This is a genomic window from Paenibacillus sp. FSL K6-2393 (assembly GCF_038002545.1).
Taxonomy (GTDB): Bacteria; Bacillota; Bacilli; order Paenibacillales; family Paenibacillaceae; genus Paenibacillus.
The window spans coordinates 1822009-1848913 of sequence record NZ_JBBOCU010000001.1 but is presented as its reverse complement, the minus strand read 5'-3'; the positions used below and the strand labels follow the sequence as shown (position 1 = coordinate 1848913).

The 26905-nt window shown below is 46.0% G+C and carries 23 protein-coding genes; 10 read left to right on the top strand and 13 right to left on the bottom strand.

The window, feature by feature from the left end; translation table 11 throughout:
* Window positions 1-28: 28 nt before the first annotated feature.
* On the top strand, window positions 29-1369 hold the full coding sequence (locus MHI14_RS08100) for an MFS transporter (protein ID WP_340913787.1): 1341 nt from the start codon (window positions 29-31) through the stop codon (window positions 1367-1369).
* A 149-nt stretch (window positions 1370-1518) separates the two neighbouring features.
* Here the strand turns inward: MHI14_RS08100 and MHI14_RS08095 are convergent, their stop codons facing one another.
* On the bottom strand, window positions 1519-2175 hold the full coding sequence (locus MHI14_RS08095) for a DUF2625 family protein (RefSeq protein ID WP_341130155.1): 657 nt from the start codon (window positions 2173-2175) through the stop codon (window positions 1519-1521).
* A gap of 102 nt (window positions 2176-2277) precedes the next feature.
* On the opposite strand from MHI14_RS08095, the gene MHI14_RS08090 reads away from it, so the two are divergent.
* Window positions 2278-3765 (top strand): DUF5123 domain-containing protein, encoded by a 1488-nt coding sequence (locus tag MHI14_RS08090; RefSeq protein WP_445670331.1) that lies wholly within the window; start codon window positions 2278-2280, stop codon window positions 3763-3765.
* Window positions 3766-3899: 134 nt separating this feature from the next.
* On the opposite strand, the gene MHI14_RS08085 is transcribed toward MHI14_RS08090, so the two are convergent.
* On the bottom strand, window positions 3900-4883 hold the full coding sequence (locus tag MHI14_RS08085) for a sensor domain-containing diguanylate cyclase (protein WP_341130154.1): 984 nt from the start codon (window positions 4881-4883) through the stop codon (window positions 3900-3902).
* A gap of 25 nt (window positions 4884-4908) precedes the next feature.
* The gene (locus MHI14_RS08080; RefSeq protein ID WP_341130153.1) at window positions 4909-5715 is read right to left on the bottom strand and encodes an alpha/beta fold hydrolase; all 807 of its coding nucleotides are present in this window, start codon (window positions 5713-5715) and stop codon (window positions 4909-4911) included.
* Between the two features lie 219 nt (window positions 5716-5934).
* Here MHI14_RS08080 and MHI14_RS08075 point away from each other — a divergent pair, with 219 nt between their 5' ends.
* Both MHI14_RS08075 and MHI14_RS08070 read left to right on the top strand, forming a co-directional pair.
* Window positions 5935-7149 carry an MFS transporter gene (locus MHI14_RS08075; protein ID WP_133385719.1) on the top strand — a complete coding sequence of 405 codons (1215 nt, stop codon included), beginning with the start codon at window positions 5935-5937 and terminating at the stop codon, window positions 7147-7149.
* Window positions 7142-7705: a TetR/AcrR family transcriptional regulator gene (locus MHI14_RS08070; RefSeq protein ID WP_047843882.1), complete on the top strand. Its 564-nt coding sequence runs from the start codon at window positions 7142-7144 to the stop codon at window positions 7703-7705. Before MHI14_RS08075 ends, MHI14_RS08070 begins: the two co-directional genes overlap by 8 nt.
* 85 nt (window positions 7706-7790) lie before the next feature.
* Here MHI14_RS08070 and MHI14_RS08065 read toward each other — a convergent pair whose 3' ends face one another.
* Window positions 7791-9425 carry a nucleoside hydrolase-like domain-containing protein gene (locus MHI14_RS08065; protein WP_341130152.1) on the bottom strand — a complete coding sequence of 545 codons (1635 nt, stop codon included), beginning with the start codon at window positions 9423-9425 and terminating at the stop codon, window positions 7791-7793.
* Window positions 9426-9761: 336 nt separating this feature from the next.
* Between MHI14_RS08065 and MHI14_RS08060 the strand changes: the two genes are divergently transcribed.
* Both MHI14_RS08060 and MHI14_RS08055 read left to right on the top strand, forming a co-directional pair.
* On the top strand, window positions 9762-10412 hold the full coding sequence (locus MHI14_RS08060) for a hypothetical protein (RefSeq protein WP_341130151.1): 651 nt from the start codon (window positions 9762-9764) through the stop codon (window positions 10410-10412).
* Window positions 10413-10446: 34 nt separating this feature from the next.
* The gene (locus tag MHI14_RS08055) at window positions 10447-11004 is read left to right on the top strand and encodes a DUF1697 domain-containing protein (RefSeq protein WP_341130150.1); all 558 of its coding nucleotides are present in this window, start codon (window positions 10447-10449) and stop codon (window positions 11002-11004) included.
* Window positions 11005-11143: 139 nt separating this feature from the next.
* Here MHI14_RS08055 and MHI14_RS08050 read toward each other — a convergent pair whose 3' ends face one another.
* The 5 genes from MHI14_RS08050 to MHI14_RS08030 all read right to left on the bottom strand — a co-directional run bounded on the left by MHI14_RS08050 (window position 11144) and on the right by MHI14_RS08030 (window position 15278).
* The gene (locus tag MHI14_RS08050) at window positions 11144-11587 is read right to left on the bottom strand and encodes an Hsp20/alpha crystallin family protein (RefSeq protein ID WP_091028110.1); all 444 of its coding nucleotides are present in this window, start codon (window positions 11585-11587) and stop codon (window positions 11144-11146) included.
* Window positions 11588-11778: 191 nt separating this feature from the next.
* Window positions 11779-12981: an MFS transporter gene (locus tag MHI14_RS08045; RefSeq protein ID WP_341130149.1), complete on the bottom strand. Its 1203-nt coding sequence runs from the start codon at window positions 12979-12981 to the stop codon at window positions 11779-11781.
* A gap of 147 nt (window positions 12982-13128) precedes the next feature.
* A complete protein-coding gene (locus MHI14_RS08040; RefSeq protein ID WP_341130148.1) occupies window positions 13129-13293 on the bottom strand; it encodes a hypothetical protein in 165 nt (54 codons plus the stop codon).
* Window positions 13294-13298: 5 nt separating this feature from the next.
* Window positions 13299-14258 carry a helix-turn-helix transcriptional regulator gene (locus MHI14_RS08035; protein ID WP_341130147.1) on the bottom strand — a complete coding sequence of 320 codons (960 nt, stop codon included), beginning with the start codon at window positions 14256-14258 and terminating at the stop codon, window positions 13299-13301.
* A gap of 126 nt (window positions 14259-14384) precedes the next feature.
* Complete coding sequence (locus MHI14_RS08030) at window positions 14385-15278, bottom strand: LysR family transcriptional regulator (protein WP_341130146.1); 894 nt, start codon at window positions 15276-15278, stop codon at window positions 14385-14387.
* A 148-nt stretch (window positions 15279-15426) separates the two neighbouring features.
* On the opposite strand from MHI14_RS08030, the gene MHI14_RS08025 reads away from it, so the two are divergent.
* Both MHI14_RS08025 and MHI14_RS08020 read left to right on the top strand, forming a co-directional pair.
* Window positions 15427-16209, top strand: a complete 783-nt coding sequence (locus MHI14_RS08025; protein ID WP_341130145.1) for an SDR family NAD(P)-dependent oxidoreductase — start codon at window positions 15427-15429, stop codon at window positions 16207-16209.
* 227 nt (window positions 16210-16436) lie between these two features.
* A complete protein-coding gene (locus MHI14_RS08020; RefSeq protein ID WP_341130144.1) occupies window positions 16437-18023 on the top strand; it encodes a choice-of-anchor I domain-containing protein in 1587 nt (528 codons plus the stop codon).
* A gap of 136 nt (window positions 18024-18159) precedes the next feature.
* Here MHI14_RS08020 and MHI14_RS08015 read toward each other — a convergent pair whose 3' ends face one another.
* A complete protein-coding gene (locus MHI14_RS08015) occupies window positions 18160-18372 on the bottom strand; it encodes a hypothetical protein (protein ID WP_289390004.1) in 213 nt (70 codons plus the stop codon).
* 146 nt (window positions 18373-18518) lie between these two features.
* Window positions 18519-20762: a carboxylesterase/lipase family protein gene (locus MHI14_RS08010; protein WP_341130143.1), complete on the bottom strand. Its 2244-nt coding sequence runs from the start codon at window positions 20760-20762 to the stop codon at window positions 18519-18521.
* 725 nt (window positions 20763-21487) lie between these two features.
* Between MHI14_RS08010 and MHI14_RS08005 the strand changes: the two genes are divergently transcribed.
* Both MHI14_RS08005 and MHI14_RS08000 read left to right on the top strand, forming a co-directional pair.
* The gene (locus MHI14_RS08005) at window positions 21488-23140 is read left to right on the top strand and encodes an alkaline phosphatase (RefSeq protein WP_341130142.1); all 1653 of its coding nucleotides are present in this window, start codon (window positions 21488-21490) and stop codon (window positions 23138-23140) included.
* A 164-nt stretch (window positions 23141-23304) separates the two neighbouring features.
* The gene (locus tag MHI14_RS08000) at window positions 23305-23670 is read left to right on the top strand and encodes a VOC family protein (RefSeq protein ID WP_341130141.1); all 366 of its coding nucleotides are present in this window, start codon (window positions 23305-23307) and stop codon (window positions 23668-23670) included.
* 126 nt (window positions 23671-23796) lie between these two features.
* Here MHI14_RS08000 and MHI14_RS07995 read toward each other — a convergent pair whose 3' ends face one another.
* The gene (locus MHI14_RS07995) at window positions 23797-25020 is read right to left on the bottom strand and encodes a GNAT family N-acetyltransferase (protein ID WP_341130140.1); all 1224 of its coding nucleotides are present in this window, start codon (window positions 25018-25020) and stop codon (window positions 23797-23799) included.
* A 185-nt stretch (window positions 25021-25205) separates the two neighbouring features.
* The gene (locus MHI14_RS07990) at window positions 25206-26684 is read right to left on the bottom strand and encodes a methyl-accepting chemotaxis protein (protein ID WP_176872537.1); all 1479 of its coding nucleotides are present in this window, start codon (window positions 26682-26684) and stop codon (window positions 25206-25208) included.
* Window positions 26685-26905 lie beyond the last annotated feature (221 nt).

The following is a 26905-nucleotide window of genomic DNA, read 5'->3' as shown; positions in this document are numbered from 1 at the left end:
CATTCATAGATAAGACAGGAATGGTACCGTGAAAGATAAAATTGTCATGCCACTCTGGACGTGCTGTTTGTTCATCGTTGTGATGAATACCACCATGTTCAATGTTTCTTTGCCAGTCATTATTCATGATCTGCAGATTACCTCGGACCTGGGGTCTTGGGTCATCTCAAGTTATTCGATTGGTTACGCCCTGTCGACGGTGATTTACAGTCGATTGTCAGACCGTATTCCGGTACGCAAACTGTTAACGGTTGGACTCCTAATCCTGGGGTTATCTTCATTGCTCGGATTGTTCGCGCATAACTTCGCGATCCTGTTGCTGACACGTATTCTGCAATCTGCGGGTGCAGGGGTGATGGCCGGTCTGGGCCTCGTCATTGCGAGTCGTTACATTCCGGTGGAACGACGCGGAGCTGCCATCGCACTGATCTCATCAGGTAGCGCCATGGCTTTTGGACTTGGCCCCATTGTAGGCGGACTCATTAGCGAGTACTGGGGCTGGAACGGACTTTTTGCCATAACCGTGCTTGTCTTGCTCGCCCTGCCTGTATTGCTCTATTTTCTCCCACGTGAATCCGTCAAAACGGATCAGCCGTTTGATGTTATTGGTGCCATCCTAACCGTCATTAATGCAACTACACTTCTCGTCGCGATCACCCAGCAGTCCTGGTTATGGTTTGCCATTGGTGTTATTTCACTTGTTGCACACCTCTTGTATATTCGGAAAGCAAGTCTTCCGTTTGTAAATCCACAAGTATTCCGAACGCCAGGATACACCCGTTTAATCCTTATCGGATTCTGCGTGCTGGTGGTAAATCTGGGCAATCTGTTTTTGATGCCACTTGTGCTTGCTGATCTATATGGACGCTCTTCGCTCGCCATTGGTTTGCTGATTGCTCCTGGAGCCATTGTTGCAGCATTCTGCACCCGCTTCGTCGGACGTTGGATCGACCGTTATGGTAATATGCGATTTATGATCATCGGACACATCCTGCTCGCAGCGGTACTTGCCCTATTCATGCTCGGACTGGATCAATCCGCACTGATCATTACCAGTGGTTATCTCTTTTTCTCACCGGCACTGTCAGCCTCCATGGCTTCACTGAATAATGAAGCGTCACGAGTGCTGCCCAAAGCGCAAATAGGTTCCGGTATGGGCATGTTACAACTGATTCAGTTCTTCGGTGGTTCGGTGTCTGTAGCCGTGTGTGGGCTGCTGCTACACAGCATTCCGGGAGTCTCGGTCGAGGAAGCTTATCATGTGGTGTATGCTTGTCTGTTGCTCGTCTGCGTTGTTTCACTCGGGTTGACCGTCTGGCATAGCAGAGCTTCACGCTCAAGCATTAAACCTGTTACATTGGACAATTGATGTTTAAAGTTCAGAACCAAAAAGGCCCGCACCAAGCGCGAGCCTTTTTTTTAGTTTGGAACAGAAATGCCGTTTTTTCAAAGTGGATCACTCAATGAACTTGAACTTACAGGTTACTTTTCTTATTTCCTCCTACAGCAGCATGCCAACTATTTTCCGTCCAGTGCGAACTTCCAGGCCTCCATGATGCTAATTGGGGCTTTACTGCTGCTCTCGCCGTCACCTTCCTGCGTCCAAAGTGGTGGATAATACGCGAATACTTGCCCTGTCTGTAGTTGAGACATATCTTCCTGCCAGCCTTTCCAGCGAAAGGTCTGATAGAACTGCTCCAGATCGCCATTCGCCAGCCAGTTCATGAAACCTGAATATGCCAGTTCTGTCGATTCCCATTCGAGTGTATCCGGTGCAAAATAATAAATGTGTCCCGTGCGGCCATACTTGCCTGTATCCAGTCCGAAGAAACCGCCTGCCGCATCATATGCAACGACCATCATACCTTCCAGCACATCTACCCAAGGTTGCTCACTCACACCATTCCAACTGGTCAGACTCCCCGAGGTACTGTCACCACCCGCACCAAGCAGCGTGATCCAGCCATGGTCCAGTACAATACCTTCTGTCTCATAAGCAACAGCCCCCAAATAGGATTTGGTGCTTATTTGCAGACGATAGAGGGTATCCTCTCCAGCCTCTTGTTTTGCTGGAACATACACATATGTATTTTGCCCACTATCCAGGAGTTCCTTGAGATCTTCCCATGCGTGATTCTCCCGATCTACTAATTCATCTATCGTTAATGTATTCATGAGCAGTCTCCTCGCTGATTTTATTAGAGCATATCATGGCTTATTAACCCGTTCAAATCTGCTATAATCTATCTTCAAAGCTAAATTCAAGGGGGAAACGATTTGATTCGCGTAGTTATACTTATGATTCCAATTCTGATGGTGCTTGTATCCGGTTGTCAGAATCATACATCTTCCATGAAGGAACCCGCTTCGGTTCAAAAGTCTGATCCCCGGGTCATCCATTACGTATCACCCCAAGGAAACGACTCGAATAAAGGAACGATTCAATCCCCTTGGAAAACGTTGCAGCACGCAGCCGACCACGCTTCGCCAGGAAGCACGATTTATGTGCGTGAAGGTGTCTATCATCAGAAAGTCAAAATCACCAGGAGCGGTAATTCTTCCGCTAATCCAACCCTATTTTCAAGTTATCCTCAGGAGCAGGTTATCATTGATGGTAAAGGTTTATCTGTCCGGGGCATTGAAGGGTTGATTGAAATTGAAAATGCCAGTTATATCACGATTCAGAATCTCGAAATTCGTAATTTTACAACCAAACTTGGGGGCCAAGTTCCAACCGGGATCTATGTCCACGGAGCAGGTGAGCATATTCAGCTGTTAGGCAACACCATACACGCGATTGCTAGTTATGCACCTCCTGAAGGTACCGATTTGCGGGGCAGGGATGCCCACGGTATTGCCATTTATGGCACAGAGCACCCTCAAGCATTACGCAATATCATCATCAAGGATAATGAATTGTATGATCTCACACTTGGTTCAAGCGAGTCACTTGCAGTCAACGGCAATGTTGATACCTTTGCCATACAGAATAATGTCATCCATGATACTGACAACATTGGTATTGATCTGATCGGGTACGAAGGTACGTCCGAGGACGACACGTACGATCAGGCTCGGAACGGCATTGTACGAGGCAACGAAGTATACGATATTACGTCCAATAACAATCCCTCCTATGGAACAGACCTGCCCAATGATACCAACTCGGCCGGTGGCATCTATGTAGATGGCGGGAAAGATCATATCATCGACCAGAACCGGGTATATCGGAGCGATATCGGAATTGAAATTGCCTCAGAGCATGCCGGACGTTCAACCAGCAACATTACCTTGCGGGATAACCTAATTTATTCCAACAGATTGACGGGTATTGCCATGGGAGGTTATGACGAGGAACGAGGAGCTACCGAGGATAGCAAGATTATGTACAATACACTTGTGGGGAATGATACCCTGAATGCTGGCAATGGACAGTTATTCATGCAGTCACGGACAAAGAACAATACGTTCATGCATAACATTCTCGTATCGAGCAGCTCGGAAGTACTGATATACAACGAATACACTAGCAATACCGGCAATGTGTTTGACCATAATGTCTATTACTCACCAGGTGAGCAGGGAGATGCCCTGTGGGTTTGGAAAAATAAAGCCTACTCCGGCATCGCCGCCTACATCAAGGGATCTGGCAATGATGCACACTCCATATATGTGAACCCGGCATTTATGGATGAACTGAGCGAAGATTTTCGTCCTCAGGCCAACTCTCCGGCTAAGGCGTATGGTTACCTTGCTCCGCGATAAAGTTAATCTGATGTTACTCAAGCGGAATTAGCCCTGCCTATTTCCATACAAATAAAAGGAGCCTGTGCTATGTGGGATCATCTCCCTCACAGTGCACAGGCTCCTTTTCGCTTTTTTTTGATGCAAACCAATCCTTAACTTCTTACCATCTGAGCTGCATGTGTCACCCGGTTTCGTCCTCCGGTTTTGGAGACATACAGGGCGTTGTCCGCTCTTTGGAACAAGGTCTTTTCCGTATCTTCCTCTACTACAGTGGCCGCACCGATACTCACAGTAATGTTATATTCACCCCAGTCGGCTGAAGCAACCTGTGAACGATATCGTTCTGCGATACCGATCGCCTGCTCCTCTTCACAATCTGGAAGAATGATCACAAATTCCTCCCCGCCGTAACGTGCAACCACATCCGTACTTCGCGATACCGATTGCAGCAGCCCTGCCAGATTACCGAGCACCAGATCTCCGATCGGATGTCCATACGTATCATTAATGCTTTTGAAATGATCAATGTCCACAACAAGAAGGGAGAAATAACGTTGTTTCTCCTGGAACATCATCAAGCTTTCAAGCATTTTTTCCTGGAAGAACCTGCGGTTCTTCAATCCCGTCAACAAGTCGGTGGAGGCCAGTGTCTCCAACTGATCATTCACTTTAATGAGTGCCTGCTCTTTGATCTTATATTCCTCGTGTAATCGTTCAAGCTCTTTGTTCGCTTCTTGCGTCGCTTGATATAGCTCCTGTAGTTTGGTTTTGGTATGCAGAATATCCTTCTCATGTTCGATTCGCTTACGCATGACTACAACGACACAATCGACAACGCTTTCCCCGTTACGGGTCTGACGAACACCGTTAAGCAGAACAGGAACAGCCTGCTGATCACGGGTACGGAACGTGAAGTACATCTCGTCCACATGTCCATATAACTGGATGTAGGGATAGAAATACGTATGGAAAAACACCTTGTTGCTCACCGACATGGTGGATTCAATATGTTGCCCTATGAGCTCATCGCGTTCATATCCAAGCATCGTAAGCAAAGTTTGATTAACCGACTGTACGACGCCCGAATCAGAGATAGAGAAGTATCCACAGGGAGCCAGATCTAATTGTATATCCATGGAATAACTGCCTTTCTTCCGCGTTTTATGCGCTCGTTAAATAATCCTTAATCATTCGGATGGTTTCTTCCGGTTGACTTAGATGCGGATAATGTCCCTTAGCCGTCATCTGCTGCAACCTGCTATTCTTCAGATGAGCGTGTAAATAATCCCCTACTTCTACCGGGGCAATGCTGTCATCCGAGCACTGAAGAATTAATGTTGGTACAGTTGCCTGCTCCAGATCAATACGACAGTCCGATAAAAACGTCACTTCGGCAAATTGTCTCGCAATATGCGGATCTCTGGAGCAGAAGCTTTTCTCCAACTCTTCGGTTAACTCTTTCCGTTCCGGATTGTTCATCACAATGGGTGCCAGATAACTCGCCCATCCAATAAAATTCATCTGCATCATCTCAAGCAATTCATCGATATCATTCCGATCGAAACCTCCATAATAATTCGGCAGATCATTCACGTAACGTGGGGAGGGCCCTAACATTATAATTTTTTTGAAATATTTAGGGTTCTGAATCGATGCCAGCATACCAATCATACTGCTGACGGAATGCCCGACAAATATGGTGTCCTTTAGCTCAAGCGCTTCCATAATTTCCAGCACATCCTGGGCGTATCCTTGAAGGTTGCTATATTTGACAGCATCATAATAGTTAATTTGAGATTCGCCAGATCCAACATAATCAAACAACACCACACGGTAGTTCTCCATAAAACCTGGAATAATGTAACGCCACATATCTTGATCGCATCCAAAACCATGAGCAAATACAATCGTTTGGCTACCCGAGCCAAGTACCTTAACATTATTTCTTACAAGTATATCAACCGTCATTGCATATCACCTCTCCGAGGTAGTATTCACTTGAATCATTTTATCTGATTATTATACCGGAAAATGTTGGGATATGGATTAAAAATGTTTAATAACTTCTCTCATCCACCAAAAAGTCATGAACCCCTGCTCTGAAAACACGCTTTACAATCTGACCATCGTCAGGTAAAATCAGTTCAACATGTCGCGCGACAAAGATCAACATTACGGAGGAAAACCATGAGTACTTCAACACATAGCTCTATACCTCAGCAACTCTGGGGAAGATCATTCCTATTTATCATGTTAGCCAACGCATTATTGTTTATGGCATTTGAAATGTTGCTTCCCACCTTGCCTTTGTTTGTCTCAAGCCTTGGTGGCGAAGCCTCCCAAATTGGGCTTGTTACCGGCGTATTTATGTTTTCTGCCATCTTGATTCGACCCTTCACTTCTGTTTTGGCAGCTCGAATAGATAAAAAATATCTATTGATTATCGGTATCACCATCTGTGCATTAATGACAGGCGCATACTACCTTTCGTCAGGTATTTGGATGATTCTTGTATTCCGAGTAATCCACGGATTCGGATTTGGTTTGGCAACAACATATTTTGCAACGATTGCCACTGAAAACATACCAAGAGATCGCCGGGGAGAAGGCATGGGATATTTCGGCGTAGGGGAAACGGTCGCCATATCCATCGGTCCATTGATTGGAACAAGCCTGTTGTTTAGGTACGACTACCAGAGCCTGTTTATGGGAGGTATGTGCATTTTGCTGTTAGCTCTCCTGATGACAGTGTTTGTATCCAGAAAGCCGAAAACAGGAGGTAGTAGCGAGTCTATGCAAACTCATGTCCCTTCGGTGAAACTGATTGAAAAGAAGGTACTCTTCCCTTCCCTTCTCATTATGCTCGTTGGTATTGCAGCGGGTTCAATCATGTCCTTTGTGGCTTTATTCGCCGCCGAAAGAGGGTTCGAGAATATAGCCTGGTTTTTCTTCATCGTCGCCATCGCCAGCTTCGCCGTTCGACTGTTCTCGGGGAAAATGTTTGATCGATGGGGACCAGGTTCCGTGTTGTTACCTTCTGCCGTGTTTGCAATCGCGGGGCTACTGGTTCTGATTATCGCCCAGAGTGATGTGCAATTCCTGATCGCCGGCGCGTTATACGGCTTTGGCTTTGGTGCCATATTCCCGGCCATTCAGACCTGGTGTGTGAATCTTGTAGAAGAACATGAGCATGAAAATGCGATGGCTTCCTTCTTTAATTTTTTTGACCTCGGGATTGGTGGTGGCTCGTTGATCCTGGGCGTAGTGGCTTCTGCATTTTCCTATACGGTGGTGTATGCTATCTCTGTAGGCATTTTTGTGGTATATATCTTGTTATATTTGGTATACTCCCAAAAACAGCAGAGGTTTACAGCTCGCCAACTGGAGGTAGACATTGAGTAAAAAACGAATCAAGGAAATTGCCATTCAACATTTTAATCGTCTGGGTTACGAGGGGACCAAGATGGCGCAGATTGCCGAAGAGGCAGGCATTCGCAAGCAATCCCTGGCTTATCACTATTCATCCAAAAAAGCGTTATTGCTGGAGTTATATGAGGAAGTTGTGCAGGAGGAACAACAGTTTGTACGCCAATTTTTCAGCGAGTCTGTTACCCAAACTCTGGATCAGCAGCTATATGCCTTTTTGCATGAACACAAAAATCGCTTTCTGACTCATCCAAACGTTGCTTTTATGTATATCCTGTCCTTTATCACACCGCTGGAGGTGCATGATTTTGTGCTGGCCCAGTATCGAACGTACCTCGGAACACTGAAGGAAGAGCTGGCAGCCGTATTTACCAGACATTCCGATATACGCCTGAGTCCGGAAGAAGCCACCGTAGCTTTTGTCACCGTGATGGATGGATTGGATGTACAGCTCGTGTATGAGACACGGCAATCCTATGAACAAGCTTTGGCGATCACCTGGAATGTCTTCTGGTCAGGCATCCAGCGTTAAAGGATCAATTACGATCAGACTACACAAATAAGAGGGGCGCCCCACCAGCCATGTTGATGACTTTTGGGACAGCCCCTCTATTTCTTTATTTCACGGTTAGGATCACACGTTGATAATGCTTCAACTGATGCTCTCCATCATCCTGTACTTCGGCAACAATATGAATGGTATCTCCCGATTTGGCATCGTCAGGAACGGTAAATGTCACCGCTTCTGTGTCACTGCCCTGCAATTTTATCGTATCCACCTGCTCATCCTTGGCAAGTTCACGATGCAATCCAAGCTGCAGATCACCCGCCATTTCAGGCTGAACTTTGTTCGGTGTTACTTTGGAATCCTCATACGTGTCCGCTTCGAAATATCTCCACCACGTATACGTCAGTTGATCTCCATCCGGGTCTGTGCCTTCCGCGTGAAGAGTAACTTCCTCCCCGGGACTAACACTTAGATCCAGCCCTTCCTTAATCGTTAATGACGGATTATGGTTGGCACCTTCGTAAGTGTCTGCAACTGCCCAGTCTGCACGTGCTGCAAAATCATCCTGAATATCGTCAAACCATCTCATCAGAGAGTATTCGGCTTCATAGCGTTTGGTGTAGGGATCGTAATCAAGCACATTGTTTCTAAACAGCTTGTCGTTCACGACGCCAAAGCGACCACCCCAACCGCCATAGGAAGGGTCTTCCATACTGCGCAGCCCATTATCGATCAGATAAAAGAAGGAAGGAGAGTCACCCTCAGATATAAAATCGTACTTGTCATATTGCGGATTGTTCTTCAGATATTCAGCACTTCCCCGTTGTTCTTCGGCTAGTTCGCCCTCGATCATTTTGCCATCACCCATCGATGCATACATATCCATCAGCTTGCCATGTCCGTTCAGAATATTCTTGACCATCCAGTCTCCATGAAGCTTACTGTTCACTTCTTCGGCATGCATCTTCCATGCATAGGCAAAATGCCAGAAGTTCGATTGGTCGTTGAGAATGCGGATATCCGGCCAATTCTTCGCAATATAGTCATTGTAGCTGTCATCCTGATCGAGGATGATGTAGAGGACCAGTTTGTCGCTGACTTTTTTGCGAATCGTATCCCACTCAGCTGTGTCCTTGTACTGTTCCTCAATCGATTTCAGCGCTCGGGCTGTGGTATTGGTACCACCCCATGTCTGAACAATCAGGTCTCGGGAGTCATCATCGAGGAAAAGAGTTTCGAGGAACTCGGAACCTTCGGTTTCCTTCTCCATCTCCCCCTTATCGGAAATATTACCGATCTTTGTCATCGCTCGAAGCTGTTCCGGCTCCGGGTACCCATCCGCATGTTTGGACAAGTTCGGGTAGATCTCGCCATAGGCATCGATCATGTCGTATACCCACTGTGTGCCTGTCCAGCGGAACGGCTTGATCCCTGCTTCCTCGTCTCCAGCATAATGATACACCGAGCTGGTCAGTACAATTCCGGCAAGGTCCATCTCATTCGAATACAAGAGGAAACGAATAACCGAGTTCATATCATCCACTTCACCGTCGGTTGTAATCACTGTTCTGCCTTTGGTAGCTTGGTTGTTTGCAGGTTTCTGGGTTTCATTCTCTGTCTGTTCTGTCGCCTGATTTGGTGTGTCACTTGCGGTTTGTGGCGCTTTGGATGCGCATCCACTAATCACCAGGATGATACTGAGACAACCTGCGGCAAAACCGTTTAACCATTTTCTCTTGTTCATAATGCTCCCCTTTCTTCTGTACAGCGTGATGTTAGTGTTGGGTTGGAAATAAGTACGTCCTCTGTTTTTTCTATCCTTAATATGGACCGTAGAATGCAAAAAAACCCGAACAACATTATGAATGGAACAAAGTCCACACATAGTGATGTTCAGGTTTTGCCTGCCCGAAGCAGTAACAATCCTTATTTGAGTGAAAGTATATCATGTCCACTCATTAATGTAAACGTATTCAAATGTTTTTTTGAATTTATCTTTGATATAGTATAATGCTTATAGCCAAGAATCAAACGAATCGGCCTGTTATTATATCAATCTTATTAGGAGGACTCAGACATCATGCAACAACTGGATGCGGCCTTGAGCCGTTTGGTGGAACAGCAGGATTTATATAATGAAGCTTATGGACTTTTCCAAAATCATGATCTACGTCCCCGCGAACAACATCACCAGCCGGAAGTGGATACTCGAATACCTCTTTCTCCAGAACTTCAGTATCTGTACAGTCATTATGAAATGATGGATGCGGATGCGGAAGGTACACTCAAAATGAAAAATGCCGCCGTCGAAATCGGTGATGCAGCGCTGATCTCCTTTGTTGCACCTGAACATCTGCTTCGTCAGCAACTGGGGTTCCGCTGGATTGGCATGAATGAACCTTATGAGGAGTCCTCCACCTGGCCAAAAAATCACGTTGTCATCGCAAACTTTAACGATGATCCGTTAATTGTAGATGTAGAAGCACCAAACTCTCCCGTATATGCCGCTTTTACAGGTGGAGAACCAAACCGTGTTGCAGATTCGCTGTCAGACTTTTTCAGTGCACTAGCCATCCTGATTGAGGCGGCGCGCACCTATGCTGGAGAAGTAAAAGATGAAGAAACCTATGAAACCAAGCCCGAGTATCTGGAGCAAGTGGAACCTTTATTGCAAGATCTGTTGGGAGAAGAGTGTACTGCTCATCTGTTCGAATATCTGTCCTTTTGTTAAAACGGTGAATTGAAGGAATTGGAGGGGCGCCCATATGATCTATGTGGCTTTGCTACGAGGCATTAATGTAGGCGGGAACAATAAAATTAATATGAAGCAGCTGAAAGAAACATTTGAACAAGCAGGCATGCTGGATGTCGTTACCTATATCAACTCTGGCAATATTATTTTTGCCGATCATCAGGAACGTGCCGATGCAAATGTGGAGATATCCCATGTGTTAGAACAGGCCATCGCCGCCGATTTTGGCTTACAGATCAGGGTGATGGTGAGGAATATGGATGAAATCCATAGCGTTATTCAGGCGCTACCAGAAGAATGGGTTAATGATGACACCGCCAAAAGTGATGTCATGTTCCTCTGGGATGAGATCAATGAGCCCTCCGTGCTGGACCAACTGCCTATCAAACCGGAAATCGGCACACTAATCTATGTTCCTGGAGCCATTTTGTATTCAGTCAGCAGAGAAGATGCATCCAAAAGTGGCATGAACAAGCTTGTGGGTTCCAAAATCTATGCTTATATGACGGTTAGAAATGTGAATACCACACGTAAGATCTATGCATTAATGCAGGCAGCAGCAGACAAATAAATTGGACCAACAAAATGGATATTCAGTTATGTCTCATCTCGTCCAATTCATATGAAAAATAAAGCATGCAGAAAACATCCTTATGGATATCTCCTGCATGCTTTTTGCCAGCTTAGGGAACAAATCTTTTCTCTGTATATTAGTTAATCTGAATTCGTCTGCGAGATTGATCATCCCCAGGACGTCTCGGAATTTCAAGCTTCAGCACACCATCTTCCAATCTGGCCTTAATGTTCTCCTCATCAATATGATCCACATAGAAACGCCGGATAAATTCACCTGAACGACGCTCCTGCCGAATGATCCGATTGGAGTCATCCTTCTGTTCAACCATGTCATGGCGTTTGGCACGAATGATCAATTCTTTACCTTCAACCTGAATGTCTATATTCTCTTTGGCAATGCCCGGAAGCTCGGCTTCTACCCAGTATTTGTCTTCTTCCTCACGAATGTCAGTGCGAAATGGCTGGGAGCCAGTTCCAAAAGGGGAGAGGAATGAGTTCTCAACCATGTCATTGAAGGATTTCAACATGTGTCCGAACGGGTCTTCATTTCGTTTACGAAACGGAATCAGATCAAACATGAAAATCAGCTCCTTTTGTGTGGTTGGTTTATTGGTGTTGCTTACATTGATTATTATAATACCCTTGCAAATAAGGCTCAAAGTCCGTAAAAGACGAAAAAAACCGATTTTCTTTCATCATGGTTCACTATTTTAAAATAGATCCTTTTTTCTTTTATTTTGACCTTTTTTGACCTTCTGACTTTGTCTGACTATAACGAATGAATAGCGTCCGCTACAGTATTGGATTGATTCTTCCGCATTCCCAGCATCATGATTGCCAACAAGACAACCAGAACAGCTACGAGCATAAATGGAACATGTTTGTCCACTTGATAGAGTGTCGTTGTAAGTAAAGGCGTAATGACGGCGGATATCCCCTGAATCGCTGCTACCAATCCCGCTGCACCCCCCTGCTGTTCTTTGCTAACTGCCAGCGAAGCACCTGCCATGAACCCCGGCATCATCAGACCCGAACCCATACCAAACAGGAAGAATGAGAAATAATACATGGATAACACATGGAAGACCAAAAACAGAATCATGCTTGCGATCAGGAAAAGGGACCCGAGCAAAATCATTGGGCGTGGCTGCCATTTCAACCACTTCATCTGAATGACCTGCATGATCAACATCGCTGCTCCAGAGAACATGAGTCCAAACGAAACCATTCGGGCCGTCGCCGCTGGGGATAGAGCCAGTTGATCCTGAAAATAAAATCCTCCGACAACCTGCAATGCCATGATGCCCATCATCGTAACCAAGCCTGCAGCAAGGTACATTCGCAAACCACGTTGGAACGGGTTGACTTTAGGCGGTTTTGCCTGAATGACCGGTTTGGCTGCCGGGATTAACAACAAGGCGATAATAAAAGCAGCGATCGCTATAAAAATGCCAAAATAAAGCGGCCAGAGCAGACCGATAAGGGTAAAAGCTCCTGCAATCGCAGGTCCAAATACAAGGCCAAGTCCATTCGCAGCGCTGATAATCGCCATCCCGCTTCCCCGCTCTTCCCCTTCTGTCACATCACCCATATAGGCCTGGGCAGAAGAAAGTACAGCCGGAATAAACATACCGATCAGACTGCGCGTCACAATCAGAAGGGTTAACAAGAGCCCCCCTCCGATCCATGCATTTAATCCCCCGTACAATGCCAGTGCAAATAATGCACAGCTCACAGACATGCCTATGAATCCAATCAATATGATTGGTTTTCTCCCTCTTATATCACTCCATCTGCCCCATAAAGGAGCCATAACAGCCATCATAATGGACCCAAGCGAGATAATAAGACCGGAATGGCTTTCTTTCATGCCCAACTCGCGAATAAGCGGTGGCATGATGGGTGCAATCAGCATCAGACCCAGCATGGCTGCAAATACGCTAAAAAAAATACTTCCTCTGATTCGGTTCATGCTCATACACTCCTCTATATTTCAGTACAGTATCCACTGTACCTGGAGTATACAAGGCTGAGAGAATCCCCACTGCCTCTATACGGAACAATTCACGGCAAGCCGGATTTATTAATCTTATTTTTAAAAAGATGAACCCTTAAAACTTTACACAAGACCACTACGATTACAGTACCATCTTCCGATCGGTGTTATCACCGGATTTCCGTGTTTCCCTTCTATATAAAGGGAGAAATCCGTTGATAAAGGCGAACGCTCCGCTTCTCCAGACTGGTTCTGCACTCTTCGTTCTCGTGTAATGTTTCTGTTCATCTTATTTAATAAATCTTTTTCATCTCGGAAGGCTTCACGCCGAATTTGCGATAAAATTGCTGCGAAAAGGCACTGACATTGCTGTAACCGACCGCAATGGCGGCCTCGGTGACGTTATTATTCTGATTGCGCAGCAACTTCATGGCGTTGTCGAGACGAACCTGACGCAAATATTCAAAGACCGTGCTTCCGAATAGCGCCTTGAATCCTTTTTTTAATTTAAAATCGTTAAGACCCACTTGTCTGGACAATGCTAGCAAGGATGGAGGATCTACCATACAGGCCTCCATAATCTCCCGTGCCCTATGTAACTTCCGGATGTCCTCTCTGGAGAATCCCGCGGGGATTGGCGCCAGATCAAACAGTTGGAACATAAATTGATTCAAGATTTCCAAGGCTGTCGCTTCCATCATTAAGGAGGATCGATAACTGTTGTTTAATTCTACAATCAGACTGTCAATCATCGTTCGTATCCGGTTATCCAATTGAAATACAATCGGCTTAAACACCTTTTGCCCTAACACCTGATTAAACGCAATTGGTTTAAAACTGCCCAGTTGCGCCGCCGCATAATTGAACAGAGAAACAGGAATCCCCAGCGAAAAGGACGTATACAACTCCCTTGCCGGAGGATGAAACCACGCTTCGAAATCATGCATAAAAATAAGGGCCCCTTGCCCTATCGATAATGAATAATCCTGACCGGATATATCCACATGTCGCTCTCCTGACAAGGCAAATTGCAATTCCACAATGGGCGTTTCGGATGCAAAATACGTTGGATACGGCTGATGATATTCAACCTGGGAATATAAAATCTCAATGCCACTGTATGTTGTCACTCTTTTGACCTTACCGCTACCCGCCTTGGGAGAGAGCAGATACGTGTGTTCATCTTGCTGACTGTAAGGCTCCTGGGTCAGGTAATGCTGATATACTACGCCTAATGCATCATCCGTGCGCATGGGTATTCACCTCGCCTATAACTTGATCAGACTCGTCAGTAAAGATAGCCTGAATTAATTGATAATGATTCTCAATTATAATTCTAGCGTATTTTCTCCCGTTCGAACAGACCCATGACAAGATCGCTACCCTTTATACTGAAACCGATCCAGAAAACGTCGAATAATATGGTTGGAGGATTTGTTCTCCCTCATGACCCAGCCAATTGAAATAACACGTTGTATGCCCTCAATCTCAAGGGTAGTAAAGTCATAATGCAGTACACTTCTGTCATGTGTGAAGGAGTATTCATGCCCAATCGTCACAGCATTTAATTGAGCAAGCGCAGCATTGACCACTTCAGAATTGTTAGTTCGAAAAAGCACATCTACATCTCCCACCCTTTGTGAAAGCTCCCCTATGAAATCATCCACCAACTCATCATTAAATAACACAAGCGTCTCATTCTTCAGCTCGTGCAAGGAGATTGATTTTTGACCCGCCAACCGGTTCGTAAGATTCACGCACGCACGCATGACGCCCTCATCAATCGGTACAAAGTGTAGTCCTGCCAAGTGCTGCTCCATATCGTCTTGGTAGAGGGCAATCAGGCCGAGATCCACCTGTTTGTTACGGACATCTCTGATAATATTGCGTGCAGCACTCTCGGAAAGTTCAAATTTCAAATCAGGATATCGCTTCTTCATACTCGCGATCGTAGGTATAATACCGGGTACACCGCCGGGTATGGCTGACAATCGCAGTTCTCCACGGATGGACTCCCCAATATATTGGGCATCCTCTCTGATCGTTTGTACCATGTCCACGACGGATTTCATTTTATCCAAAATTGGCTTGGCCTGCTCCAGCATAAACGCACCATTACGGGAACGACTGAATAATGGCATGCCAAGCTCATTCTCCAGACGTGTTATAGCCTGACTGATGGTGGATTGTGTTACCGACAGGGCCGAAGCAGCCAGCGTAATCGATTTTGTTTTTTCCACTTCAAGTACATATTGCATTTGCTCCAAATTCATAGACAACCTCTATCCTTCTATCATTAATTTTATTTAAGTTAACTACATTTTTGTTAAATATACATGAATCATAAAATTAAGTATACTTTGAACGGAAGATAAATGTAAGCGAAATCATGTTATCTCATTAGACAAAGGAGTGTTACATATGAATACGTTTGAGAACCGTTTTGCAGGTAAAGTAGCGATTGTTACAGGCGGTGCATCTGGTATCGGTTACACCATTGCCAGACGACTTGTCCAAGAAGGGGCTTCTGTACTTGCCGCAGACCTTAATACGGAACGTTTGGAAGCCATTCAGGGCGAACTTGGGGAACGTTTTGTCGGAGTTAAAGCCAATGTGACCGTTGAAGCAGATGTGGAGGACATGGTTCAAGCCTCGGTTAAACAGTTCGGAAAGCTGGATCTGGCCTTTAATGTGGCTGGTGCATCCCGGGCAGGCGTAATCACTGAACTCTCCGAGAAGGACTGGGACTTTACCGTGGACCTATGTATGAAGGGGGTCTTCCTGAGCATGAAACACGAAGCGATTGAGATGTCCAAACATGGTGGCGGAGCCATTGTGAACGTAGCTTCTCTCAACTCCCAGGTACCTATGTATGCCGGATCGGCCTATGCTTCTGCCAAAGCTGGCGTCGAAATGCTTACCAAGAACGGAGCGCTTGAAATGGCTCGCAACGGTATTCGCGTGAATGCCATTCTTCCGGGCCTGATCGATACACCTTTAACTGCGGAACTGCTCTCCAATGCAGATATTAAAGAAGCTTATATGGAGCGCATTCCTATGAAACGGGCTGCACAGCCGGAGGAAATGACAGGTCCTGCCCTGTTCCTCGCGAGTGAGGATGCGGGTTATGTATCGGGTTCCAGTCTGATCGTGGATGGCGCTTGGGCGACTACCGGTTATCCTGACTTGAGTCGCTGGTTCTAACCCAGCAAAAGGTATAGATCTCCTGGGCTCTGCCCACACTAACGTAAAGTAAAGCCTATTGGACAGATATCATTCTGCCAATAGGCTTTTTGTTTGCATTCATATCTGGAAAACATCATATTTTACACAAATTGCAGACTTCTCTTACCTTTCCTTAACATAAGCTCCCTATACTAAAACAATTGCACAACTCATTACACACGAAACGATAAAGGGGATCTGGAACATTGAAAAAGAGAAATCAATGGCTTGCTGTTCTGTCGATGACTGCCATTCTTACCGCAGGAGCAACCAGCTACACATCCATGATTCATGCCGCTGACGTAACTAAACCTGCCAACGATCATATCGTACTGCGTACAGCCATCCAAAATATGCAGGGTACAGTCACATGGAACGGAAGCAGTCGCAGTGTTGATATCCAGATCGCAGATACTAAAGTACAACTTCCAATAGGAACGTCTTCAGCCACCATCAACGGTGTGAAAGCTCCTTTGGACAGTAAAAGTTACATCACCAAAGGTACAACGTATGTATCTCCACAAACGCTAAAATTAATTACGGATCAATTGATCCTGAATCAAAATAAAACCGGTTTTGAACAGACCGCATCGTTTCAGATGCCCGGTGGCAAAGCAGAAATATCAGCCTCTACGCCAGATGGACAGCGCCTGCTCGTAACCGAAGCAGACAATGGCAGCATTTCCGTGCTGGACATTGCTGACTTGAAAAACATCAACGTATTGAAGACGGTAAGCTTCCATGACCTCTCCGCCAAAGCTGAAGTCACAAGCGTAACCGTGTCCAAAGATGGTAAATACGGTCTTGCTGTTATTCGTACAGGGGATACAGATAGCGAAGCAAACAAAGGACTGCTTGCCATTGTGGATCTGACAACCTACAAAACCGTCATAACGTATGAACTCGGCATTGGTCCTGACTCCATTGCACTGTCACCTGACGGTCTGCATGCGGTTATCGCGATAGAGGATGAAGAGCTGAATAAAGCTGCCGATGAAATTGACTATGCCAACACCAAACGTCCGGGTAGCATTATGGTAGTATCTTTTGCTGGCGGGAACGTATTGGAGGGTGAAATCACCAACTTGCCAGTATCTCTGGACAATGTAGAAGGTGCCATCTATCCGCATGATCCACAACCAGAGTATGTTGCCATTAGTCCAGATAGTAAAACAGCAGCCATCACGTTACAGGAAAACAATGTTGTTGCCATTGTAGATCTGGAGACAAAAAAAATTAGTTCAATCTTCGCTCTGGGTACCACTTCACATCAAGCGGATCTGAAAGATGATGGTATCGTTCAGTTTAAAGAGACATTGACAGCTCGTTATGAACCGGATGGGATTGCTTTCTCGGCAGATGGTAAATACCTGCTGACAGCTAATGAAGGGGACTTGGGCAAGAATGAATTTGAGGATGGTGTAAAAGCAGGCGGACGCAATATTGCTATCTGGGATCTGCAAGGCCAGCGGATGTACGATAGCCAGAACCTCATTGACGAGGCAACAGCTATGGTCGGCTTGTATCCGGATGATCGCAGTCCCAACAAGGGAAGTGAAGTGGAGAATCTGACCGTTGCTACTGTAGACGGCACAACATATGCGGCGGTAGCTTCCGAACGGGCAGATGCCATTTTGTTCTTTGATCTTGCTGATCCGGTCAATCCGGACTACCTGGGTCTGATTCCTACAGCCGGAGAATCACCGGAAGGAATTCACGGGGTAAATGGACGCAGCCTGTTTGTGAGTGCAGATGAAAGCACCGGAACACTTAGTTTTTTTGCCAAGAAATAGATTGAGTGCCCTTGGTATGCACAGGCTGAACTGAACGGTGTCACGTTATATTGAGTAGGTAGGGGCGTAGAGCCCCTGTCCTCTCCTACTGTTGTACCCACACCATTCCGCGTATCCAAAACTAGTGGTGTAAAGGTTATCGACGCTTCATATTTTCCAATTCCCGCCTGTTCCGCTCTACTTCCTCTTGTAACACTTGTACTTCCATCCTTAATGCGGATACTTCCTCTTTGACGCCAGACCTCTTCATCCCAAGATAGAAAACCAGATATAATACAAGACCAATCATAATAAAGAAAATTAATAGCGTTATAATACCTGCAATACCAAAATTACTAACTCCATCCATAATGTACGTTTTCCCCTTTCCCATATCTTATTAATTTATATTTACAACAATACCATATTTAAGTATAACGAACAGTACAAAAAGCCAAGAGAGCATGCTCCCTTGGCTTTCAATTTATCTATATATACCTTCCTATCCGGTGATCCTTATTCCCAGAAAAAACGACCTGCGAACACTTTTTCCGTCAGCAGTTTATACGTTTCTTCAGGCAATTCTTTTTTCATCTTTGCCATAACGGCGTCTTTGTCTTGATTATATTGTGTGGACATGCCAATCTCTGCCGTTGTATTACTTGCATCCAGACGCATGATTGGGGCTTGAGCATCTTTCGTCCAAGGTGTCCATGCCGCCAGATCAAGTGATCCACCCGTACCTGGATTGCCTGTGTACAGGAACTGCTTCAGATATGCTGCCATCGCGGCGGACAACTGATCACGTCCTGGTTTGTTTGTATCGCTAAAGTACCCCTCAGGGAAATAGGCAGCAATTCCGTCTGCGTGTCCTGTATAAAAGTCCATATCCGCACCATGTGGTGCGCCCAGTAATGTGAGCAAACGCTCAGAGATGACCCCAGGTTGTGTGCCCCATGCAAAACGATACGCATATACCGGTGGCTGACCTGCTTCACTCGTTAATTGCTCCGCTACACGCTCTGCATTAAAGCCTGCATAAGCTTCGCTACCGTATTTCAACGCAGCTGCATATTGTTCCGCCTTGGTTTTATCAGTAAACAGAGTCTCATCCGTGATGGATGGAGCGAAGTTCGGATCACCGAAGGCAAATCCGGAGAACTCCGTTTCCAGGCTGCCGAGCAATACAGGAACTTTTTTATAATTGCCATTATTGATGGCGTCAAATCCTTCTTTTGGAATCACTGTGCCATCACGGAACAGATGCGGGAATGGGTCCATACGGATTGCGGTTGCACCAAAAGCTGTGACCAACTTGTCCGCAGGCAGTGCACGCAGGTAGCTCTCCAGCTGTGCCTGAGATTGCTTGCCAATCCATGCTTTTGCTTCTTCTGCATTAGCCGCTTTCCCCTCTTGCACGAGTAGCTTCACAAGTACATCCTCGGATTTTTGCTCGCCTTCTTCCGGTGATGCTGTCGTCAATCCTCCGCTGAAAGCAACTGCTTTTTGATACAATCCTTTGTTAAGTGGAGAGATCAGGGTTGCCAACACATCACGTGCACCAGCAGATTGTCCGGCTAATGTAACATTGCCTGTATCTCCGCCAAAACCTTCGATATTATCCTGTACCCACTCTAGTGCACGGAATGCGTCAAGCAGACCATAGTTACCGGAATCATCCAAGGCATTGCCTGTTTTCAACGCTGCATTCTCGAAGAATCCGAGAGCTCCCAGACGGTAGTTCACCGAGATAATGATGCTGTTGGTGCTTCGTGCAAGCTGTTCACCCTGAAAATCTTTGCCTGATCCGGTCATATTCCCGCCACCGTGCAGGAACACCATAACCGGAAGTTTCGAACTGGTTGTGTCGGGACGCCAGATATTGAGATACAACGAATCTTCGCTCCCCGCTGTAGTCTTGCCGGAGATCTGCAAGCTGTTCGCTGCAAATTCCTTAGCCGATCTGGTCCCTGTCCATGATTCCGGTTCTTGCGGGGCTTTCCAGCGCAGTTCCCCTACCGGAGGTGCCGCGTAAGGAACACCAAGCCAGCCGAGCGTGCCATATTGCTCATAGGTTTTGCCTTCAATCGCGCCATACTTGGTCTGTTGCACCGTTTGAGGTTTGAACACTCCAGCTTCTTTATGTTTTAACCAGTTCTGTTCCAAAGTTCCACTGCCATTCTTGAGCGGCATCTGCAATGCTTGCGCGGTTGCCTCTGCCATCAGGCGATTGGTAAGTTGACTCGGGCCCTTCCCTTGAAGTGCCTTGATTCCTTTACCAGCCGCATAGGTGGAAGCCGATCCCTGCTCATAATCCGTACCTGCTTCATATCCAAGCACCTTCAGCAGCATTTCGGCATAACCTTCCGCTGTAAGTGGTGCATTAGGTTCAAACTTCTCCGTTCCTGTTACGATCTCAGACACATACGGATGCTGCTTCAAGTAACCAACGACCGGTTGCAATACTTTGCCTGCCTGAGCCGCATCGTCATACGTTTCCGATCCCTGATAGGCGAGTGCTTCTTTCTCCAATCCGGACAAACGCAAGTAAAGTACTGCGGCCTGAATGCGTGTAGCCTTTTTGTTCAGATAAGCTGCATTAACACCTTGACCGCTGCCGCGAATAAGCTCGGATTGGATCAACTTGTCCATCGCTGCTGAAGAAGAGGATGCTGTATTGCCTGCTGCATATGCCGGTAAACCGGATATACATAACCCCAGAATTGTTGCTACAGCAATCGAACGTTTAATGGTTTTCATGTCATAAATCTCCTCGCTGTCGAATAGTGTGTGATGGGATAAGTTCATTGGAATGTCCATTAGAGATGTGTATCTAAGAATCAGTATTCCAATGTCTGGATGAGTCTATATCTCTATTTAGGAAAAATGGTCTCTTACGCTCGCTCCTTTCTGCTCGAAATATCTGCTACGGCGCTTGCAGTCATGCCATCAGGCATTTTTTTATATAAAAAAACCTGAACCGAAGGCAAACAGACATCGCTTTAGCGTGGTCTACTGCCCTCAATTCAGGTTTTGCCTGCAATCAGTAACAACCCTGAGGAATGAGGTTCATTCCATATGAAAATGTAAACGCAATCAATCGTTTGATGAACAAAGAACCAACGAATGAACTGACACAGGTATTGCCCTAAACACGGTTACAATCCTGTTGTTATGGTGATGTTAGCACATAATGTAAGCGTTCGCAATATCTTTTTCTAATCGTCTTCATAGGACTTCTGACAGGGCAACATAAAAAACTGCATTCTCATGCGGGTTTAAACTCAACATACAACATGATGATCTATAATACTGTCTCTTAATTCGTCGACTCTTCATTTTGTCCAGTTTACCTGAATTCCAGCATCCTTCACTAATCGTAAATTTTACATATAGTTAACCCATTTCATACGGTAGTTTAGCAATTGTTGTATACACTTGGTTTGAGATACCAAACTATACATATATTCTAGGAGGATGCATTCATGTTAAACCGGTTTAATGTCCGTGCAGCCAAAATGATGCTCGCGGTGACAACAATTGTTACGGCTACACTCGGAGGTAGCAGTGCAGCGTGGGCTGTGGAAGACACCACCTCAACGACATCTACATCACCGATTAAAAATGTGATTATTCTGATTCCTGACGGTATGGCTAACGATGCTACCGCTCTGGCTCGTTGGTATAAGGGCTCGTCCCTGACACTGGACTCCATGGCAAGCGGCATGGTTCGGACTCACTCCGCCGATGCGCCGATTGCCGACTCGGCCCCTGCCGGAACCGCTTTTGCTACAGGTTATAAATCTCATACCGGATTTGTCGGTGTACTGCCGGACAAGGCTACCATGCCTGGACAAAAGGCTATTGCGCCTGGAGACGAAAGAAAACCGATCGCTTCCGTACTGGAAGCATCCAAACTGGCGGGTAAAGCAACTGGCATTGTCGCTACATCCGAGATTATGCACGCCACACCAGCGGACTTCTCCTCTCACTATCCGGACCGCAAAAACTATGATGCACTCAGCAAGCAACAAGTCTACAATGGCATGGATGTTGTGTTGGGTGGAGGTAGCAAATATCTTGAGCCAGCCGGACGTAAAGACGGCGAGAATCTGATTTCGTCCATCAAAGCCCTGGGTTACGATTACGTCACTACACCAGCTGCAATGAAAGCATCCGATTCGAACAAACTGTGGGGTATGTTTGCACCCGCAGGCATGGCTTATAATATGGACCGTGATCCTGCGAAGCAGCCAAGCCTTGCCGAGATGACATCCAAAGCCATTGAAGTTCTGTCCAAAGACAAAGATGGCTTCTTCCTGATGGTTGAAGGCAGTAAAGTGGATTGGGCAGCTCACGCCAATGATCCGATTGGTATTATCAGTGACGTGCTGGCTTTTGATGATGCCGTAAAAGTAGCCATGGATTTTGCCAAAGCAGATGGAGAGACTGCCGTTGTGGCTGTTACGGACCACGGCAATGGTGGACTCACCATTGGTAACAACGCAACTTCCGGCACTTATGACAAAGAGCCGTTGTCCACATTTATCGGACCTTTGAAAAAGGCCAAACTGACAGGCGAGGGCGTTGAAGCGAAGCTGAATGCGAAGCGCACAAACATCAAAGCAGTGATGAAACAATATTATGGTATTACCGATCTGACTTCCGAAGAGATTGCGACCATTAAATCGGCCGAGCCAGGCAGTCTTAACTATGCAATCGGTCCAATGATCAGCAAACGCGCAGGGATTGGCTGGACAACCGGTGGTCATACAGGTGGAGATGTCGTGCTGTACACGTATGCTCCGAACAATGACCGTCCATTCGGTGTAATCGACAACACGGATGTCGCCAAATATATGGCACGAGTACTGGATCTGGATCTCGACAGCGTGAGCAAACAATTGTTTGTACCTGCCAAACAGGCATTTACAGCCAAAGGCGCGACGTACAAAATGGACCTGACTGACGCTAAAAATCCGAAGATCCTCGTAACAAAAGGCACTACCAAGCTGGAACTGCAAATCTACAAAAATATTGCACTAGTGAACGGCAAAAAGACACCTTTGGAGGGTGTCATTGTTTATAACGGTGTCGAAGCATTTGTACCACAAACGGCCATTGATCTGATTCAATAATTCGTTAGAACTACTGGAACTACAGGAGATTACACCATCTGGCTGCCGAATATTTCGGCAGCTATTTTATTGTTTACTGATAAAGAGTAGGCTCCTTCTGACACCTATCGTATAATGAACGTAACAAAAATACATATCATGCAAGAAAAAGGAGAGATTCACCCATGTTGATCAAATTAAACTGGATCACGCTGAGGGTCAGTAATTTGGAAGCTTCACTCGGGTTCTACCACGACATGCTTGGACTTCCAATTCAGCGCAGATTCGAAAGCCGTGGACGGCAGATTGCCATGCTGGGCATAGAGAATGAAACCAAACTGGAACTGATTGAGGGCAGTGAATCCATTCTTAAACCAGAGGCCGGCGTGTCGATCGGTTATGAGGTGAACTCGCTGGATGAAGCCATGGAACGACTGACAGAACTGAATATTCCGATTGTACGTGGCCCCATCCAGCCCAATCCGCATCTGCGCTTTATTTACATTACAGATCCCGATGGCTTCGAGGTACAACTCGCAGAGCATGTCTAATTAGGCGAGTGTAACTAAGCACTAAGTGTACATATCAGGATAACCGGTGGGGTGTGTATGTGTGCAGTCAAACCAGTTGCAAGCTCACACCTGCATCGGGCAGCGCAAAAACGTTATTATGTTTGTTTACAGCTTCATGCGGCGCATCAGCGGCACACCTATCCGATTCAACAATCGATCAAGCAGCAGCCAGCACCAGCGTCTGCCCCATGGAAGGTGGCGCTCATACACAGCCGAATACTCAAAATCCGCCACAGCACCGCGATTGCGCTTAAACTGCGCCGCCCCGGCGCTCTCATGTAACAGATGGCCGTTCTCGCGGGCCTGTCCGATCAGACAAGCGGATAACATGCGGTATAGTCCGACGGATTGGGGCACCGCTGTGTCGTAACCGAACAGTGGCGTTGTCATGATTCCATTTCGGCAGAAATAACCCATCACCGCGTCCAGGCGCCCTTCCTTTCGCAGTCCATAGAGTCTGAGTGTTCCTGATGCCATCGCAGCAGCAATGAACAGCTCGGTAAATTGCGGATTGTGATAGGAGTATTTTTCAAGGTACAACAGCTTGTACAGCTCAACGATTCGCGGAATATCTGCATCCGTCATATCTGACTCGGAAACGAATTCGTAGTCGTGCTTTGCCAATAATTCGTAATCCCGCTTCAACAGCCAGCGCGATTTCGAGTTCCCAAAATTCGGATCATGCGCATGATACAAATAGATTTGTCGGCTCGGAATCAGTCTACACCCCACTTCCGCTAGCCTCGCTGTCAGATCGGGATGAAGTCCCGGACACAAGGAGCGAAACACAATGACATGCTCAGGGTATCGCTCTTGTACCGTTTCAAGCAAGCGTTCTGCCTGTTCACCGGACATGGCTGGATACAGATTCGTAGACAACAACCAGTTGTTCACATGCACAACTTTGTTGATCTGTGATTGCTTCATTCCCCAACCTATTAGACTGAGCAGCACAGAAAGACCCTTTTCCAACACAGGCTTCTGCAACATGGTCAATTCTTGCTTGGCGTAACTCACATAATGCGTATATGGCGAACAAACGTAAGCATTATCATACTCTGTATCATTCACCGTCAGTGGAACAACAAGATCATCAATCCGGGCGAGCAACAATGTCGTTTCCACGTTGGACATAAAGCTTTGAGTCCCGTCCAGCATCATAGGTTCCATATAAGCTCTGGCATATCTGCCATCCTCCGTATTGGGCCAGTCCATGTCTTTAAACGAATTCTGATCATACAGATGCACGCGTGCAACGCTATTATCATTCCTATGCTCATATGTAAGGTCATCGTAGGCCGAGCTATCTTCCATTCTTTTATTCTTCAAGCTTTTACTCCCCCATGAGGTAACGTCTTCTTTTGACTACTATTTACATTTTTAGTTCTACTCTCTTCATACTCTACACAACACACTGTATAGGAAAAAAATGTCGGCATCAAGCTGTCTTGCAGATGAAAAAAAAGCCCGTCCAGTACGCTAAATTCGCACCGACAGGCCCTCAACAATTAATATTAAAGTTTATTCTCAACGGAAGAAGCCTGGTGGTCCGAGACTAAGTCATTCAGGTTCACAATCAGTTGTTCCAGTTCTCCGAAACTTTCCACCATCTTCTGTGTCAGGTTACGTTGTTCTTCCATGCTCGCCAGAATCTCTTCTGTCGCTGCACTGGATTGCTCCGTTACACTCGAAATCTCGGAAACCTCATTCACTACTCTGGTGGAAGATTCCTTCATTGTAGCCGAACTCATCTCAATATCTGTCGCTTGATTCAACACATGCTGAGAGTTGCTGTTAATTGTACGGAACACTTCATCTGCCGTTTGCACACTGTCTCTTCCGTGTTGTAACGATAGACGAATACGTTCGAATCGATCTGTCAGTGCCTGCGTCTGTCCTTTTAATCGAGACAGAATGGTTGAAATATCATTCGCAGATTGACCTGAGCTCTCGGCCAGCTTGCGTACTTCCTCTGATACAACGGCAAACCCGCGTCCATGCTCGCCTGCACGAGCCGCTTCAATGGCTGCATTAAGCGCGAGCAGGTTGGTCTGAGTTGCGATATCCGCTATGCTGTTCAGCATAAGTGTCATGGATTCACTTTCCTCATTGAACTTTCGCATGTCATTTGCAGTTGTATTGATCGTTTCATATAACTCTTGCATCTGAATATTCAGTTGGTCCATATGTTCGCTTCCTGTTTGCGTACTCGTTGCCATACTTGCAGACAACTCTTTCATCTGCTGGGAGTACAACGCAACGTCCTTAATATGCCGATCCGATACAGCTAAGGATTCCGAAATGTCGGCCACACTGGTCGCCTGGAACTCCACACCTTTGGCAACTTCACTGAATCCCAGGGTCACTTCATGGGTAATGGAACCTGTTGAATCCACCTTTTGCTTCAATTGATCCGTATAACGAGATAGTCCGCCAACAGACTCCTTAACCCGTTCAAGCATCGTTTCCACCCGGGTCCGCGACGCTTCGACCTCGCTCCATCTTTTTTCACTTTCATGAAAGAGCTTTTGGTTCAGATAGGACACCATGAACATGATTCCGCCCGTAACGGCGAACAGCCCTACGTTGATTGCATTAGTCACAAACTGATCCTGAGTCGTTGTAGGAATAATCACAAGTTGAAGAATGTTGTTCGCAAGCATAACCGAAAATCCGATGACAAATAATTTTTTATTTGGATAAATAAGCAGGATCGAAGAGATGAGAATGGCAAGCAGCGGTTCAACACTTCCCCATCCGGCGAATACCCCACACAACGAGATCAGCACAGTGTTCACCCAAGGAATTAGATGGATGTGCTTCTTTTTGGCGTTTGCATAAGCGAGCCATATTCCATACAAGATCACAACACCGTTGGAAATAAATAATTTGGGCTCAATTAAAGCTACAGAAAATCCTACAATTAATACAACCCATAGAATGATGCTGATGATCTTGTTCCGTTTCCATATAATTTCGTCAATACGATTCATGCATACCCCGTCCTTTAGATAAAATAACTTGCGATTGTAGGGCATACTCGCACTCACACCGGCCTCTTTATGGTTTTCTACCGTGCATATTTCGACGCAACGCTCAGGCCACCGCCATAGTACAATGTTACTTCACAAACATGAAAGCAGCGCTACATTATGTATATCGGTATTCCGGATATAAATTTAAATATTTACTTTTAATTAATGTGCTTCCATAT

Excerpts from the sequence above, each read along its gene's own strand:
- MHI14_RS08095 (WP_341130155.1), bottom strand. The coding sequence starts at position 2,175 with ATGAATACATTAACGATAGATGAATTAGTAGATCGGGAGAATCACGCA.
- MHI14_RS08085 (WP_341130154.1), bottom strand. The coding sequence starts at position 4,883 with ATGGATATACAATTAGATCTGGCTCCCTGTGGATACTTCTCTATCTCT.
- MHI14_RS08080 (WP_341130153.1), bottom strand. The coding sequence starts at position 5,715 with ATGACGGTTGATATACTTGTAAGAAATAATGTTAAGGTACTTGGCTCG.
- MHI14_RS08075 (WP_133385719.1), top strand. The coding sequence starts at position 5,935 with ATGAGTACTTCAACACATAGCTCTATACCTCAGCAACTCTGGGGAAGA.
- MHI14_RS08065 (WP_341130152.1), bottom strand. The coding sequence starts at position 9,425 with ATGAACAAGAGAAAATGGTTAAACGGTTTTGCCGCAGGTTGTCTCAGT.
- MHI14_RS08060 (WP_341130151.1), top strand. The coding sequence starts at position 9,762 with ATGCAACAACTGGATGCGGCCTTGAGCCGTTTGGTGGAACAGCAGGAT.
- MHI14_RS08055 (WP_341130150.1), top strand. The coding sequence starts at position 10,447 with ATGATCTATGTGGCTTTGCTACGAGGCATTAATGTAGGCGGGAACAAT.
- MHI14_RS08050 (WP_091028110.1), bottom strand. The coding sequence starts at position 11,587 with ATGTTTGATCTGATTCCGTTTCGTAAACGAAATGAAGACCCGTTCGGA.
- MHI14_RS08045 (WP_341130149.1), bottom strand. The coding sequence starts at position 12,981 with ATGAACCGAATCAGAGGAAGTATTTTTTTTAGCGTATTTGCAGCCATG.
- MHI14_RS08040 (WP_341130148.1), bottom strand. The coding sequence starts at position 13,293 with ATGAACAGAAACATTACACGAGAACGAAGAGTGCAGAACCAGTCTGGA.
- MHI14_RS08035 (WP_341130147.1), bottom strand. The coding sequence starts at position 14,258 with ATGCGCACGGATGATGCATTAGGCGTAGTATATCAGCATTACCTGACC.
- MHI14_RS08030 (WP_341130146.1), bottom strand. The coding sequence starts at position 15,278 with ATGAATTTGGAGCAAATGCAATATGTACTTGAAGTGGAAAAAACAAAA.
- MHI14_RS08025 (WP_341130145.1), top strand. The coding sequence starts at position 15,427 with ATGAATACGTTTGAGAACCGTTTTGCAGGTAAAGTAGCGATTGTTACA.
- MHI14_RS08015 (WP_289390004.1), bottom strand. The coding sequence starts at position 18,372 with ATGGATGGAGTTAGTAATTTTGGTATTGCAGGTATTATAACGCTATTA.
- MHI14_RS08010 (WP_341130143.1), bottom strand. The coding sequence starts at position 20,762 with ATGAAAACCATTAAACGTTCGATTGCTGTAGCAACAATTCTGGGGTTA.
- MHI14_RS08005 (WP_341130142.1), top strand. The coding sequence starts at position 21,488 with ATGTTAAACCGGTTTAATGTCCGTGCAGCCAAAATGATGCTCGCGGTG.
- MHI14_RS08000 (WP_341130141.1), top strand. The coding sequence starts at position 23,305 with ATGTTGATCAAATTAAACTGGATCACGCTGAGGGTCAGTAATTTGGAA.
- MHI14_RS07990 (WP_176872537.1), bottom strand. The coding sequence starts at position 26,684 with ATGAATCGTATTGACGAAATTATATGGAAACGGAACAAGATCATCAGC.